The sequence below is a fragment of the Amycolatopsis roodepoortensis genome (assembly GCF_014873915.1).
Lineage (GTDB): Bacteria > Actinomycetota > Actinomycetes > Mycobacteriales > Pseudonocardiaceae > Amycolatopsis > Amycolatopsis roodepoortensis.
Window position 1 is genome coordinate 14,932 of record NZ_JADBEJ010000007.1, and the last position, 13,682, is coordinate 28,613.

The 13,682-nt window shown below is 68.2% G+C and carries 16 protein-coding genes; 3 read left to right on the forward strand and 13 right to left on the reverse strand.

What is annotated here, in order from left to right; all coding sequences use genetic code 11:
- Positions 1–8: 8 nt before the first annotated feature.
- The 4 genes from H4W30_RS37290 to H4W30_RS37305 all read right to left on the reverse strand — a co-directional run bounded on the left by H4W30_RS37290 (position 9) and on the right by H4W30_RS37305 (position 3,523).
- On the reverse strand, positions 9–443 hold the full coding sequence (locus H4W30_RS37290) for a hypothetical protein (RefSeq protein ID WP_192747064.1): 435 nt from the start codon (positions 441–443) through the stop codon (positions 9–11).
- Between the two features lie 220 nt (positions 444–663).
- Positions 664–1,833 (reverse strand): site-specific integrase, encoded by a 1,170-nt coding sequence (locus H4W30_RS37295; protein WP_192747065.1) that lies wholly within the window; start codon positions 1,831–1,833, stop codon positions 664–666.
- 281 nt (positions 1,834–2,114) lie between these two features.
- Positions 2,115–2,450 (reverse strand): helix-turn-helix domain-containing protein, encoded by a 336-nt coding sequence (locus H4W30_RS37300; protein ID WP_192747066.1) that lies wholly within the window; start codon positions 2,448–2,450, stop codon positions 2,115–2,117.
- A complete protein-coding gene (locus tag H4W30_RS37305) occupies positions 2,447–3,523 on the reverse strand; it encodes a tyrosine-type recombinase/integrase (RefSeq protein WP_192747067.1) in 1,077 nt (358 codons plus the stop codon). The genes H4W30_RS37300 and H4W30_RS37305 overlap by 4 nt, the downstream gene beginning before the upstream one ends.
- A 567-nt stretch (positions 3,524–4,090) precedes the next feature.
- On the opposite strand from H4W30_RS37305, the gene H4W30_RS37310 reads away from it, so the two are divergent.
- Entirely contained in the window at positions 4,091–4,501 is a 411-nt protein-coding gene (locus H4W30_RS37310) for a hypothetical protein (RefSeq protein WP_192747068.1), read from the forward strand.
- Positions 4,502–4,578: 77 nt separating this feature from the next.
- On the opposite strand, the gene H4W30_RS37315 is transcribed toward H4W30_RS37310, so the two are convergent.
- The 9 genes from H4W30_RS37315 to H4W30_RS37355 form a co-directional block, all read right to left on the reverse strand.
- Positions 4,579–4,749, reverse strand: coding sequence for a hypothetical protein (locus H4W30_RS37315; RefSeq protein ID WP_192747069.1), 171 nt, complete (start codon positions 4,747–4,749; stop codon positions 4,579–4,581).
- Positions 4,750–5,190: 441 nt separating this feature from the next.
- Positions 5,191–5,472, reverse strand: a complete 282-nt coding sequence (locus tag H4W30_RS37320; RefSeq protein ID WP_192747070.1) for a hypothetical protein — start codon at positions 5,470–5,472, stop codon at positions 5,191–5,193.
- A gap of 79 nt (positions 5,473–5,551) precedes the next feature.
- On the reverse strand, positions 5,552–6,361 hold the full coding sequence (locus H4W30_RS37325) for a ParA family protein (protein ID WP_192747071.1): 810 nt from the start codon (positions 6,359–6,361) through the stop codon (positions 5,552–5,554).
- Between the two features lie 272 nt (positions 6,362–6,633).
- Positions 6,634–8,709: a hypothetical protein gene (locus tag H4W30_RS44390; protein ID WP_192747072.1), complete on the reverse strand. Its 2,076-nt coding sequence runs from the start codon at positions 8,707–8,709 to the stop codon at positions 6,634–6,636.
- A 106-nt stretch (positions 8,710–8,815) separates the two neighbouring features.
- Positions 8,816–8,977 (reverse strand): hypothetical protein, encoded by a 162-nt coding sequence (locus H4W30_RS37335; RefSeq protein WP_192747073.1) that lies wholly within the window; start codon positions 8,975–8,977, stop codon positions 8,816–8,818.
- Entirely contained in the window at positions 8,974–9,555 is a 582-nt protein-coding gene (locus tag H4W30_RS37340; protein ID WP_192747074.1) for a hypothetical protein, read from the reverse strand. The genes H4W30_RS37335 and H4W30_RS37340 overlap by 4 nt, the downstream gene beginning before the upstream one ends.
- A 12-nt stretch (positions 9,556–9,567) precedes the next feature.
- Positions 9,568–10,932, reverse strand: coding sequence for an ArdC family protein (locus H4W30_RS37345; RefSeq protein ID WP_192747075.1), 1,365 nt, complete (start codon positions 10,930–10,932; stop codon positions 9,568–9,570).
- A 72-nt stretch (positions 10,933–11,004) separates the two neighbouring features.
- Positions 11,005–11,676: a hypothetical protein gene (locus H4W30_RS37350; RefSeq protein WP_192747076.1), complete on the reverse strand. Its 672-nt coding sequence runs from the start codon at positions 11,674–11,676 to the stop codon at positions 11,005–11,007.
- Entirely contained in the window at positions 11,673–12,023 is a 351-nt protein-coding gene (locus tag H4W30_RS37355) for a hypothetical protein (RefSeq protein ID WP_192747077.1), read from the reverse strand. Before H4W30_RS37355 ends, H4W30_RS37350 begins: the two co-directional genes overlap by 4 nt.
- A gap of 648 nt (positions 12,024–12,671) precedes the next feature.
- Here H4W30_RS37355 and H4W30_RS37360 point away from each other — a divergent pair.
- Positions 12,672–13,046, forward strand: coding sequence for a hypothetical protein (locus H4W30_RS37360; protein ID WP_192747078.1), 375 nt, complete (start codon positions 12,672–12,674; stop codon positions 13,044–13,046).
- Positions 13,047–13,099: 53 nt separating this feature from the next.
- Positions 13,100–13,660 (forward strand): hypothetical protein, encoded by a 561-nt coding sequence (locus tag H4W30_RS37365; RefSeq protein WP_192747079.1) that lies wholly within the window; start codon positions 13,100–13,102, stop codon positions 13,658–13,660.
- Positions 13,661–13,682: the final 22 nt, after the last annotated feature.

A 13,682-nucleotide genomic window follows, 5' to 3' on the forward strand; every position in this document is an offset into this window, starting at 1 on the left:
GGAACGCTCTATCTCGGCGCGATGAGGTCGGCGAGGCGGTTGGTGACGTGGTTGTGCCGGGAGAGCTGGGTGCGCAGGTAGGTCAGCGCCGCGTGGAGGGCTTGTGTGGTCGGGGAGACTCCGGAGTTCGCGGTCGCGGCGAGCTGATTCAACGACCCGGCGACCGATGCCAGTAACCGGCGTACTCGCGTCTGCTCGGCGAGGACCTGACGAATCAGGGTGACCTGTTCGGCGGTGAGCCCGGCGGGGCCGCGTCCCTCGGTGAGCCGGTAGCGGCCGCTGGCGACGGCGAGCGCGGCTTGGGCGATGAACGTGACCGGCGACTGGCCGCGCGCGGCGGCTGCGGTCTCGATGACGAGGAGTTCGGACGGCGCCCAGTCGATCGGCGCGGTTCGTTTGGTGCGGGTTTCGCCGTCGAGGCGACCCCTTCGCCGGGTCGTCATGCAGCTGGCTCCCTCTACCCCCTTGGGTCCAGCGTGCCACGACGTGCGGCGGTAGTGCCGTGTTTTCCTATGGAAAACACTATCTTGCTCCTGAGAACCAGACGTGTTCAGCCTCAATGAAGCTTCTTCAGTGGGAACCCAACAAGCATTCGCCTGCGCTGAAGGAAAAGGCGTTGGGTTCGCGACGAACCCAGTCGTGCGACGACGGCAGGGACGGCGATCATCGGTCCGGAGTGGAGGGTGCGTCCGGCTGTTCGATTGGCCGGGACGCGAGCGTGCGGGCGATCTCGGAGTAGTCGATGGCCGTCTGCATGCTGAGGCCGAACGCGGCCGCGAGGTGTAGCGGATCGGCGTCGACGGCCAGGGCTTCGGACAGGATGCGGTCGGCGCGCAGTCGCTCCAGCGGGATGTCGCGCATGGCCAGGTGCCAGGACAGGTAGTAGTCGCTGACCGGACCGCTCCCGGCAGCGGATACGCGGCTGAGCAGCACGTGCCTGTTGCCAGTGTGCGGCCACTTCCGGCGTCGCTGGACAAGCCAGTTCCGAAGCAGCCGATGCACCAGATCGGGCATCGGGCGGGCCGCTCCGGCGATGCGGATCCGCTTCCAGCGGAAGTCCAGATCGTCCAGGGTGAGCGTTCGGACCGCCGTCGCGCGGACGGCGTAGACGGCGACCAGGCCGACGACGAGCCGTTGCAGCGGAGAGACAGCGGCCTGCCGAATCGTGGCAGCTTCGGCTTCGTCCAGCGGCACTGTTTGGCGCTTCGGTGCGCGTCCGACGTGGACTTTCCGGGCGGGATCGGCGAAGGAAACCCTTGCGCGGCGGGCGAAGGCGAACAGGGAGCGCAGCGAGGTGAACGTGCCCGCCCGCTCGTGTCCGCGCTGGGCGTCCAGCACGGCGCGGACGTCGGCTTCGGTGACCTCCCGGAGGTGTTCGTAGGTGCGGGACCAGGTTTGCAGGTGCGGGTGCGTGCGGCCGAAGTAGGCGTAGAGGGTGCTGCGGGCTCGTGGTTTCGTCCTGGGGCCGCCGTCGTTCAGCTCCCGTAACCAGGCCCGGACCGGATCTCGGAATCCGTCCGGCAGATCGGCGGTCTTGCGATCGATCCAGGCGTGCATCGTCGGCACCGTGTCTTCGCGCAGCACGTCGTGCTCGGCCAGGACGGCCGCGACAACCGGCCACTCCGCAGAGCTGGGCAGCGCGGCCCGGACCCGGCTGAGCGCCACTGCGGCACCGGTTTCCGGCGTGGTGAGGACGTGATGCAGCTCGGCAACCGCCCGCCCGACAGTGACCGGCGGCCAGCCCGCCCCGGCGGCCCGTTCCGCGAGACCGGCCAAGGCGGCACGGTGCTGGGCGGGCAGCGCGGGGTCGGCCAGGGCGTCGTCGACGGACACCGGCGAGGGCTTGGCCCGGGAGCGATTGCGGGACGGCTCGCAGGTCTGGCAATACAAGCGCGGACGACCGGCAGGATGAGGGACCGGTGCGATCGTGCCGCCGCAACGGCGGCACGATCGCGGCAGCGGAGGTTCGGGCAGGCCCCGGCGCCGCGCGGCGGCGGACGGTCGGCAGGCCAGGCAGAACTCGCGGGGACGACCACCCCGGCGATTCGTGCCCGTTTCGATCGGCTCGCCGCAGCCCCGGCAGGTCCGTGCCGTCGCGGGCGCAATCGGATCGGTCACCGGGGCGGCAGGGACCGCCCGGTGCGCGGCTTCGGCGTGATCCGGCGGCCCGCGACCGCGTCGCCACCAGCCGCCTTCTGCGCCGTGTCCTCCGCCTCGACGGGCGCGGGCACCGTCTCCGGCTCGGCGGTGATCAGGTCGGCGATCTCACAGCCCAGCACCGCGCAGAACGCGTCGAGTTCTTCCGGGCGCAGCACGCTGGGCGTTCCGGACCACAGCCCGGACATCTTCCCGGTGCTCATCTCCAGACCGCGCGCGGCCAGCAGCCGACGCATCTCGCTGGCCTTCCAGATGCCCCGGTTCGCTGCGGCCAGCCGCAGGTTCCACTTCATCCGAGCAGTCCTTTCCAGCGTTGCGCGGCGCGTTCCTGGCCGCGGGCGACCGCGTCCTCGATGCGGGTGTTGCGGGCGTGGACGTAGTGCATCGTCGTGGCGATCCACGAGTGCCCGAGCAGCTCCTGGATCGCGAGAATGTCCACGCCCAGCTCATAGAGCTGGCTGGCGCAGTAGTGCCGCAGCACGTGCGGAGTGACCTTCCCCGCCCAGCTCGGCAGGTGATTCTCGACCGCCACCGTCAGTGCTCGACGAGCCACGTTGTCGGCCAGCCGCGCGCCAGGGTCGTCGCCGGCGCGGCGCTCGGACGGGAACAGCGGAACGCCGGGCAGATCGAAGTTGCAGTCGAACTGGCCCAAGACGTCTTCGATGTACCAGACCAGCAGTGTGTCCGCGCCGTTGAGCAGCGGCACGAGGCGCTGTTTCGGCCCGCGCCTGCCCGATCCCTTGCCGTGCCGGACATTGAGCTTGCCGAACCGGCCCAGTTCCCACCGCACGTCGGCGAGATCGAGCATCCGGGACTCGTTGATCCGTAGCCCGACGTCGGCCAGCAGCCGGGCCACGGCGTAGTTGCGGGCGTTCGGCGCGAACTTCCGGCATGTCGCCAGCTCTTCGCGCCACCCGGTGAACAGCTGCTCCATCTCCGCCGTCGTCGGCGGGATCCGCACCTGCGCCTCGACCGCCATCCGCGGCCGGTTCATCTCGTCGATCGGGCACTCAACGACCCGCCCGGTCAGCTGGTGCAGCTCGACCGAGTACCGCAGTTCCAGGAACCCGAAGTAGGTCACCAGCGTCTGCGCTCGGCTCGCCCGCGTCGACGGCGACGCCTCCCGCAGCACGCGGCCGAAGTACCGGTCGGCGTCGCGCGGCTCCATCTCCCACAACGGACGCCCGAACCAGGCCCGCACCTGGTCGAGATTCGAGGTGTCCGTGCGGATGCTGCTGTCGACCAAGCCCGCCGCGTTTCGCGCAAGCACGTATTCCGCCAGCACGTCCAGCTCGAAGTCGGCCAGCTCGTCCTCGGTCAGCGGCGTGCGGCGCTCGTGCAGCGACTGCACCACGGCCAGAGACAAACCCGCCCCCTCGGACTTCACTCACACTGAAAACTCGTCAAGTTCAGAGCGAGCTTGTCAGCACCGCTGATGCAGATTCAATGGCCGTGCCTCGATCAGGTGACACGCCGCAGGCCCATGTCCAGCACGGAAGCCGCCGTCGGCAACGACCAACGGAACGCCTCGAACTCAACTGCAATTGCGTAGCGGAGCGTTGACGGCGGACGGCGCGCCCTGCGAGGCCGGCCGCCCGGCGCTCGAAGCGCCGGGCGGCCGGACGAACCCCGCCATTACGCGACCGAGGACCCGATGCGAGACCCGTTCGCGCGGGAGCGGCCGGACCGCGTTGGCGGGCGCTCGATGCGCCCGACGACGCGAGGAACGCGCGGTTCACCGACCCGGCGTCGGCATGGCTGAGCGAAACCCTGAGCGCGACGAGCGCCACGAACGCGACCACGTCGGCGTCCTGGCGCGACACGGAAAGTCCTCTGTGGACACGTTTCGGACCTCGCGTGACCTCGCGTGACCTCGCCGTCGTCGCGGGTCGACGGCTGCGGCGGTGTGTGCGGCACACGTACGGTGGAGAGCATGGGGACCATTGAGACAGCAGCGGCCGCGCTGCAAAAACAGGAAGAGGCCAAGCGGCGAGAAGAAGCGGCCGCGCGGCTGCCGCTGATCACGCCGCTCGCCCGAGCGGCGCGGGTTGCCGCCGAGCTGGCCGAGGTTGTCGCGGGTGCCCAGAGGGCGCGCAACGACGCGCCTGCCGAGGTCCGCGCCGAACTCGACGCCGTCGTGGCTGCGGCGAAACACGCGGCCACGAAAGCGGCGGACGCGCAGGCGGCGGCGTGGGAAGCCGCCCGGCAAGGCGGCTGGTCGGCGCGAGACCTGCGAAAGCTAGGACTCCGGCCCGGCCGCCCGAAACCCGTTTCGACCGCTGAGCCCGCGGCCGAGACCGCGCCGTCGAACGAGAACCAAGCCCGCGCGGCCATTCCGGCTTAGCTGCCGCCTCGTCGAGGTGATCCAGGCTGGATCACTGACAGAATCGCGAGCGGGTGCCGGTCGGGCGAAGCGGGCCGCTACTGCTCGGATGCTTGCTCGCAGAGCGAGGCCAGTTGCTGCGGAGACAGAACGATGACCTTCGTACAGTTGTTCTCTTCGTCGAGCACCACGATCGTCGCCTCGCCGTCTCGGCCCGGCTCCAAGCGCAGTGTTTCCGTCGGCTCGATCTGCATACGCGATTGCGGCATCGAAAGTCCTCTCCACTTGTCGGCGAGACCGTCCAAGTATTCCGGTGCACCACCGCGATCCCAACTCCCGGCGCTCGCAAACGGGCACACGAACGCCACGGCCTGCGGTGTCCGGGGCGAAACCTGGTGCAGCTGATCCAGGCTGCATCATCGTGGCCGTCTTGTGCTCGGCTCGCCGCCGGGTGCTCGATCTGCGCGTGGCTCGGACGGCTCGGGTAGCCAGACTCCCCCGGCCGACGTCGACACGTCGCGGCCAACGGGCCGTGCGGCGGCTGGCGACACGATGCGGGCTGCATCACCCGGGGCTAGCTCCTGGCCGCCCGGCCACGCCGGCGGCGCGGTACTAGGTCAGGCCGGAAACGCTCGAACCCCCTCGACGATGAGTCGAGGGGGTTCGAGGTCATAGGCGACCGCGATCTCTGGTGATGCAGGCTGTATCAGCTAGGGATGCCGCCGCGCCGAGTTCGCGGAGACGACACCGGGCCGTAGCGGCTCGGGATCCGGTTGTACAGGCTGGCCGTTGTTGTACTCGATCTCGACGCGCCGGATGAGGCTTTCGACGGCTTCGGCGGCGGCCTGTGTGACGGTGTAGCGCGGTTGCTCGCGTGCTCGCACGAGCAGAACCGCCGCCCGAAGGCGGTCGTACAGCCCGCGGTCGAGAGCGACTGTGGGATCTCGGCGGTTCTTCTCCTCGCCGTCTGGTGTGCCGTTCATTCTGGTCACGGATGCTGTCCTCGTGCGCGGGCCGCCACTCCCCTGCTCCCCTGCGGCAGGAAGGAGGCGGCTACGGGTGGGCGGGTGGTCAGGCGAGGCACTGGCGCTCTTGAAGGTGAGCAAGCGCTTTGGCGTAGTCCTCGTTGACCGGCTTGGCCTTCCCGAACAGCGGGATGGCCTTCTGGTGTGTGAAGGCGGTGGGAACGGCGGCACTCCGGCGGATGGGCGGTGTGGTGATCAGGGGAAACGCCTGCTGGACGCTTTCGAGCTGCTCGGCGTAGACGTAGCCTTGGCGCTCGCTGAGCGGGACGATGCACGGAACGATCGCGAGTAGTTCGATGTCTCGCCGGTACGTCTTCGCGATCCTCTTCAACTCGTCCAGCAGAGCGACGATGCCCTGGTTCTCCTTCAGCATCGGCTGAGTGCAGGTGATGACGCCGGACACGGCGTCTTCATCGTCCTCGTCGGCCTCGGTCGCGAGAAGCGCGGCGACCACCAGAGTGGAGTAGCTACCGGGGCAGTCGATGATCACGTGGTCCACCTCGAGGTCCGAAGCGCGAAGCCGATCGTGGAACAGGAAGACGCCATCGGTGGCCCGGGTGAGTTCGACCATGACGGCGTCGAGGCCGAGGCGGGTTGCCGGGCACACGTAGAGCCCCGGGACTCCCTCGATGGCGACGGAAGCTTCCTTGAAGTTCGCTTCCCCGCGGATCACGTCAGAGATGGATTTGTCGCCCGGCTTGACCTTGATGCCGAACCATCCGCTGGTGTTGCACTGTGCGTCAAAGTCGATGAGGAGAACTTTCTTCCCCTGCTGCGCGACCTGCACGGCGAGGGTCGTTGCCGTGGTGGTCTTCCCTGCGGATCCGGCCATGTTGACGACGGAATAGGTGCCCATTTTCGGGTCTCCAAGCTCTGTGAGTCGGGTGATGCAGGCTGTATCAGTGCGGTGCTGGTCGGCCGGCGCGACGCTGCGCCCCTCCCCCGTGCGGGAGGTGACGCGCCCCGGCGGCGGCCGCGGGCCGGCGCTCGATGCGCCGGGCTGCGGTCATCCGCTCGCGGGTGACGCGCCCCGGCGGCGGCCGCTGGTCGGCGCTCGATGCGCCGAGCTGCGGGCTACGCGCGGCCGCGCCTTCGGGGGCCGGATAGCTCCGGCCCCCGGCGGCGGGGTCACTCGGCGTCGATCTTGACCTCGTCGGCCTTCGGCTCGTCGGCCTTCGGCTCGTCGTCGGCGCTCGGCTCGGCGTCGGCCTTCGGCTCGGCGTCGGTCTCGGCCTCTGCGGCGGCCTTCTCCTCGGCTATGGCCTTGTCTTCGGCGACGATGGCCGCCATCACGGCGTCATCCACCTTTGCCCGCGTCCGGTCCAACCGGGCTTGCTCCCACGCGGTGGGCATGTACTTGCCGCGTTCACGGAGCAAGTCGAAGTAGTCGAGGATTTCCGGCCCCCAGTCCGCGTGGATGTAGCGAGCCCTGAGCTCAAAGGCGGCAAGCGCTCGCGCCCAAGCACCGTGAAGGTCCACCTTGGGATCCTGGTTAGCCTCCATCCCCTCAATCCACTGCTCCACGTCGCCGAACTGCGGCTTGACGTCGGCAGTAATCCAGAGCTTCGCCGCCAGCTTTCCACCCTCTCGCGAACTGGCCATCTGGGCTAGCGTGTTGTTGTACTGGCGGGCGAGCAAAAACGGCATTTCCTTTTGAGGAAGTGGGGTCTTGACCATGGCCGCCAGGACGGCGCGGCGCTTGTCCCGCGCTTCGGCCTTGTCCTTCTCCTCTTGCGACGCTTTGGACTGCGCGGAATCGGCGCCGGAACCGGGATTCGTCTTCGGGCTCTTCGTCTTCGGCTTCTCTACCGTGGAGTAGTAGCGGATATCGCCGCTGCTGTCGACGGACGCGACCACGGTTCCCGCCTTCGTGCCTTCCTCGACGGCGGCCGAATCCCGGATGAGGCGTTCGTACATCTTCGGGCCGAACTTCTCGTTCGGGTCGACAATGTCAATCTTCTTCTTTGCGGCCATCTCCCGGTTAGCGCGCCCCTTGGTGACCGACTCACACGCGGTCGTGGCGCTCCACCCGCGCTTGATCACCAGGTCAAGGGCGGCTAGCTGGTCCTCGCGACGCTCCGGCGAGAGACTGCCTTCTTTCTTGACCGACGGGTCGCAGTAGGGCAGCTGTCCCGCGATGACGGCGGCCTCGGGGGCGGCGAGCTTCATCGGTTTGTTGTTGTCGCCGATGTAGTCGAGGTTTCGGCCCTCGATGGCGAGTTGGACTTCTTCGACGGTGTTGAGCAGGGCGAGACGGCGGGAGATGGTCGCCTGGCTGCGTCCGAGACGCTTCGCTAGTGTCCGCTGGGAAATGCCGTTGAGGAAGTTCGCGAACATCCGCGCTTCCTCCAGCTCGGTGAAGTCGTCGCGACCGTAGTTTTCCTCCGCGAGGTAAACGAGGTCTCCGTCGTTCTCCATGATGGAGTCGTCAACGGTGATCTTGAGGGGGCGGCCTGTGTCGATGGCTGCGGCGCGGCGGCGGTGGCCGTAGATCGCGACGTATTCCGGCGTCGGGGCTTTGTCCTCGGCCGCCTGGCGTTCGATCGCCTCGGCCTGCTCGGGCCTGGCCGCGAGGAATGCGGCCAGGGTGACCACCTTCGCGGGGACGAGAACGCCGTTTTTCTTCACGGAGCTTTGCAGCTGCTCCCACTTCGGGTTTCCGGGCTGCGGCTTGCTGCGCTCCGGAGAGTTGAACGGGTGCGGCGCGACCAATTTCGGGGCGATGCGGAACGAACCGTCTTCGCCGTCGATCGGGGCGGCGGTGACGGCCGCGCCCAGAGCGCCGGTGATTCCGCCCGCTTCGCCGGTGCTCTTCGGCGTCTTGTCCTCGGCGGGCGTCTCCTCCTCGACCGGGGTGGCTTCGGGTGCGCTCTCCTCGACGGGCGCGCTGTCCCCGGCGGTGGCGCTCTCCTCGGCGGGTGCTTCGGCGGTGGGCTCCTCGGCCGGGGTGTTGTCCTCGGCGGGCGATTCCTCCTCCCCCGTGGCATCGTCGGCCACGGGGGCGAAAAGGTCGCCGAACGCGGTGCTACCGGATGCCGTGGTCTTGCGGCGGGTCCGCTTCGGCTTCTCGGGGGCCGGGGTTTCGACGGCGGGGACGGCGGTGGAGTCGGCCGGGGCGGTTTCGGTGGCGGTCACGGTGCTGGGGTCCTCGCTGATGGTGTCGGGGATGGTGATCGGCTCGGCGATGTCGGTCGCGGTGGCCATGTTCTACTCCTTTGCATGTTTTACATGTAATTGGGGTCCGGGTGGGCCGGGACTCTCCGGCCCACCCGGTTCGGTTCTGGCGAACCGCCTACCCCATAACTAAATATTACCGTTCGTACCGTTCGTACGCAAGTCGATCGGCGTCGGGTGTCTCGTTCCAGGCTCCGGCCTCGGCGCGGTATTCCCGCTCGTACTCGGCGCCTTCGGCGGTGATCTCGTCCATGTGGATTTCGGCGTCGGCGGCGTCGAACCCGTTCCAAATACTCATGTCCTCGGTTCCTCTCGTGTGTGGTGCTCGCGGTGAGCGGTTCGCGGTGATGCAGGCTGCATCACCGGGCGGGTGTGGTCGCGGTCGAGTCGGCACCCGTCCGCCCAGTACGGGACGAGGGCGAACGCGGCCGCCGTCTTCTCGTTGTCGTAGTGCACTTCGATAGCGCGTACCGCGTCGCCGTACCGGCCGCTGCCGGTGATCACCTCGACGTCGGTGAGCTCGCGGCGGCCGTGCTCGCCGGTCCCGCGAACGATCACGAAACCGGCGGCGTCGTGGGTCCGGTGATGGTGGCTGAAGTCGTGCGGCCGGTATTCCTCCGGCGCGGGCAGAACGTTGGTACCCGGCGCGGCGGCCTGACAGATCGTGCACCCGTAGCCGTATTCGACGTACTCGACGGCACTTTTCGACGGGTACGCGGGGCTGCACGCCTGGCAATTCCACTGAACGCCGGGCCGGGCGTAATCGGGGAACTGCCCGATTGTCTCGATGGGGAGCGGGTACCGGCGCGTGTGTCCGCACTCCAGCATGATCGTGACGGTGGTGTAGTGCGGGTGGGGTTCGATGGGTCCGAGCATGGTGGGGCCTCCTTAGGGCTGTTCGGTCTGCTGCGGGTCGGTCTCGGCGAGTGCGGCATAGCGCGCGGCGGTGGCGGCGTGCTGGTCGCGTTCGGCGGTGAGGTCGGCTAGCTGCTGGTCGAGCTGCCGGGCGATGTGCTCGGCGTCGCGCTGAAAGGTCGGGGCCTCGAATCGGGCGCGGGCGGCGTGGAGGGTGTCCAGGTCTTCCCGGAGAAGCCAGTGCCGCAAGATCGCCCGAACGACGGCGGCGGCGCGGTCGGCGGTCTTCTGCGGGGCCTCCTCGGTGCTCCTCCACTTGTCCGGCTTGCGGATGTTCATCGTCCGGCGGGTGATCACCTGCGCCCGGTCCCGGGTGATGCCGCGCGTCCGGCCCACCACGTCGACGCCGTTGATGACGGGGGCTCCGGGCGCGTCTTCGATCCGGTAGTGGTCTTCCTTCGACCAGTCGCCGAACGCGACCATGGCCGCCGCGAAGAGATCGGTTTGGGTGGCGTCGCTGCTGGTGACGGTGATCATCCCGGACACGCGGGAGGCCTTGACGTCGTAGACGGTGGTTCCGGTCTCCCACTGGTCGTGAACCCAGGCGGTGGCGGTCCCGTAGTCCTCCCCCAGGTCAAGGCGGACCTTGGTCTTGGGGATCCCGTCGGCCGTCGTGCTGATGCAGCCTGCATCACCGGCGGTCCAGCGCTCGGCGGGCCGCTGCCGGGGTCGTTCCTTGGGTGGCAGGCTGAGGATCGAACCGAGGGCGACGGCGAGATCTTCGACGGCGAGACCTTCGGGAACGGTCACGGTCGGCGGGTCGGCGGTCACGACGGCGCCCGGCACGTCGCCTGTGGTGATGGTGTAGCCGAACCTTTCGAGCTGGTCGACCAACGACGCGTGAAGGACGCTGGTGACGTTCTCGATGGTCTCGGCGTCGTAGCCGGGCTGGTCCTCGTCGAAACCGTCCGTCTGCGAGATATCGAAGAACGGGAACATGCGGAACAGGGTCTTCGTCTGCTCCCCCTCGCCTCCCTGCTCGGCGGCCCCCTCGAACTCGGCCGTCTCGCTGGCCTCTCCGGTCTGCTCGCGTCCCTTCGGCACGGTGACCCGGTAGCCGACTTCGCCGCGCCGGACGGCGCGGCCTCGGTTGCGCCACCCCTTGAACGTGTCGACGTCGATGAGGAGCACGCCGCGCTCCTCGGCCTGCTTCAACAGCAGAACCTGATTGCGCAGCGAAAACCGGTGGATCTTCGGGCTCCGGATGCTGGCGAGCTGGTCGACCACCTTGAGAAGCGCGTGCGGGTCCGCGAGTACCGCGCTGGCCTGCTCGCTCAGCTCGTTGTCCGCTGCGGCACGCTCGGCGCGCTCGGCTTCGGTGTACTTGCGCCTGCCCATCGTGTGACTTCCTTCCTGCCGGGGGCGGGGGCTCCCCACCCCCGGCGTTATTACGTTTCGTACCGTTCGCGGTTAAACGGACGGCCGGGTCATGTTGTGGCGGGACGTGCGCGCGAGTGCGAACCGCTTACCGACTTCGATGTGCCCGTGTTTGACGTCGATGAGGACCAGGGCGGCGACGGCGGCGCGTTCGACGGCGTAGAGGGAGTGGTCCGCGATGTGGCCGGGAAGGCCGAATTCCTCGGCGAGCTTGCGACCGGCGTTGCGGCCGCTGTCGATGAGGAACAGGGGGCGGCTGTACGGGCTGCCGTCGTGGATACCGACCGTGGTCGCGTGGTGGTGGGCCTGGTGCGCCTTGTGACTGGCGATCGTGTGGAACACCTCGGCCTGGTCCTCGGTGAGCTCGACGCCTCCGGAGAGGGGGACGTCTTTCCAGATCTCGCTGACGGCGCCGCTCTCACCGCCCGTGATGGTGCTGTAGAAGTGGAGGAGCTTCCACAGGGGGTCGACGGCGGGTGATGCAGGCTGCATCACGTCGGTGGCGAGCTGGTCGAGCGAGCACGTGGGGCACGCGAGACATAGCGGCGTGGTGAGGAAGTTCATCCACTCCGGGAAACCGGAATCGCTCCGGTCGAGGGTGAAGCCGTGGAGGGCGGCGCACGACGGGGATAACGCCACATTGAAGCCCATGAGCCAGCCGGTGGGGACGATGTGCGGTCCGGTGCGTTCCTGGTCGTTGGTCATGCTCGGATCCTTTCGAGGGTGGGGGCCGTCGCGCGGTGGGCGGCGGCGTATTCGTTGAGTGCGATCACGACGTGCGCGATGACTCCGAGGGTGAGCGCCTGCGGGAGGTCGACCAACCCGACGCCGTAATGGGCGTCCGGGGACGGAAACCGCACGCGCACGCGGTCGCGCAACACGTTCACCTGCACGAGCGTCGCGGGGTCGTGCAAGGATCGGTTCTTAGTGCCCATGCGGAAACCGGCGTCCGTGATCAGCTGGGCGAGCACCCGGCCGTCAAGGTCGGACGATCGTTGCGGGGCGTGTCGGGTCACCTCCTCCACGCGGTCCAGGTCATCGAGGTTTCGCACTCCGGGCTCCTTTCACTGTCTCAACCTGACACCTAAATATTACCATTCGTACCGTTCGTACACACGCTTTTCGTTCATCCCTGACCTGTGCGCTGGGTCACACTTTCGGGTGGGTTTGTGGCCGCCAAGCAGGGGTTTTGTCTGTAGAGGTGAGGTGAGGCAGAGAAGCGGAGAAGAAGGGGGGCGGCACCTTCGGGACAGGCGGAGCCTGTCCCTGACTCCTGTCCGCGGTCGCAGGGGACCCGAATGTCAAGAGTTTGCCTGCTCGAAGTGAGCACCACGCTGGCCGTGCAAACTCTTGACATTTGGGGGAGGCGGCCGATTACAATCGCCCCCCTTCTTCTCCGCTTCGGACGTGACCGATCCAGCTCACGGCGCCGGCCAGCTGCTTTTGCCCCCTGCCCTTCGGGTGCTTCACCCTCAAGACCGAGCGGGATCTGTGCCTTGCAGTGGTGCCAGCGGGTGCCCGCTGGGTCGAGAGCGGCGGGAGCTGCGCAGGGTGAGCAGGCTGGAAGCACGCAAAGAGCGCTTTGGACTACTGGATCGCCCAAGCCCGGACCAGCCCGCGGGGCCTGTCGGGACGGCTGCCGGAAGGTCTGCGGGGTCGCTAGCTTGAACCCCAACGGTACGAAAGGTAAGTTTCTCTACATGCTGGTTAGCGCAACATCTGACTACACACGCAAGAACTGGAAAACGATCCAGCACCGGGCAAAGTTCAAGGACGACACCGTCGTGGTAACGACGCATGATGATCCGGTGGCGGCGGTCATGTCGGTGTCGGCGTGGCGACGGCGAGCGATCGACGGCGGCCTCGATCCGGACGCCGTCCTGACGCGGGGCGTGCGCGAGGCCCGGACGAAACAACACGCCATGATCGGCGACGCGCAGTCGGAGAAGGCGACCTTGCTGGTGTTCCGGGGCGTCGAGGAGATCGCGGTGGTCGCGCCGATCACGGTTTTGTCGGATGCGGAGGTCAGAGAGGCCCTGAGTGCCCCCTTGGGCGAGGAGCTGGCCGACGAGTGAGTGATGTCTGGGCGGGTGGTGATGCAGCCTGCATCACTCGGGAAGGCCCCGGCGTGAGTGAGGCCGGTGTGCCGGACGTCGTCGACGGAGCTGCTGCGTGCGAGGGTGAGCTGTGGCTGACTCGGGTCGCCACCCAGATGGCGGAGAGGGCCCGCATGTCCGCGGCTGGTAGCCCGGAAGCAAGCGGGTGGCGCTATCCGGGTCCGGCCGCGCTGCTAGCGGCGGAAGGTCGGCTGTTCACGCCGGCGGTGACGCCGGTTCCGGATGAGAGGCTCGGGAAGACCGGCGAATGCTGGTTCAACGCCTCGGTGTTCGCCGATGATCACCCTGGCGCCGTGTACGTCGAGGGGTGGGCGATGGCGGTGACCGGCTGGGAGGAAAAGCACGCCTGGTGCGGGGTCGGTGAGACGGCGATCGAACCGACCGCGGGCTGGGCGGGGGCGACGGTCTATCTCGGCATCCCGTTCTCGGCGGAGTTCAGGAGGCGGCTGTACGAGCGGTACGGCGTCGGCTCGATCCTGTGGGAGGTGGAGGTGTCGCGTGAGTACTTCCGCGAGGGCTTCCCGCCGGGCGCCATCGTGGCGGGCGTCGGCCGCGGGCTGCCACCGGTCTGAGGATGTGACGCGGCCGGGGTGA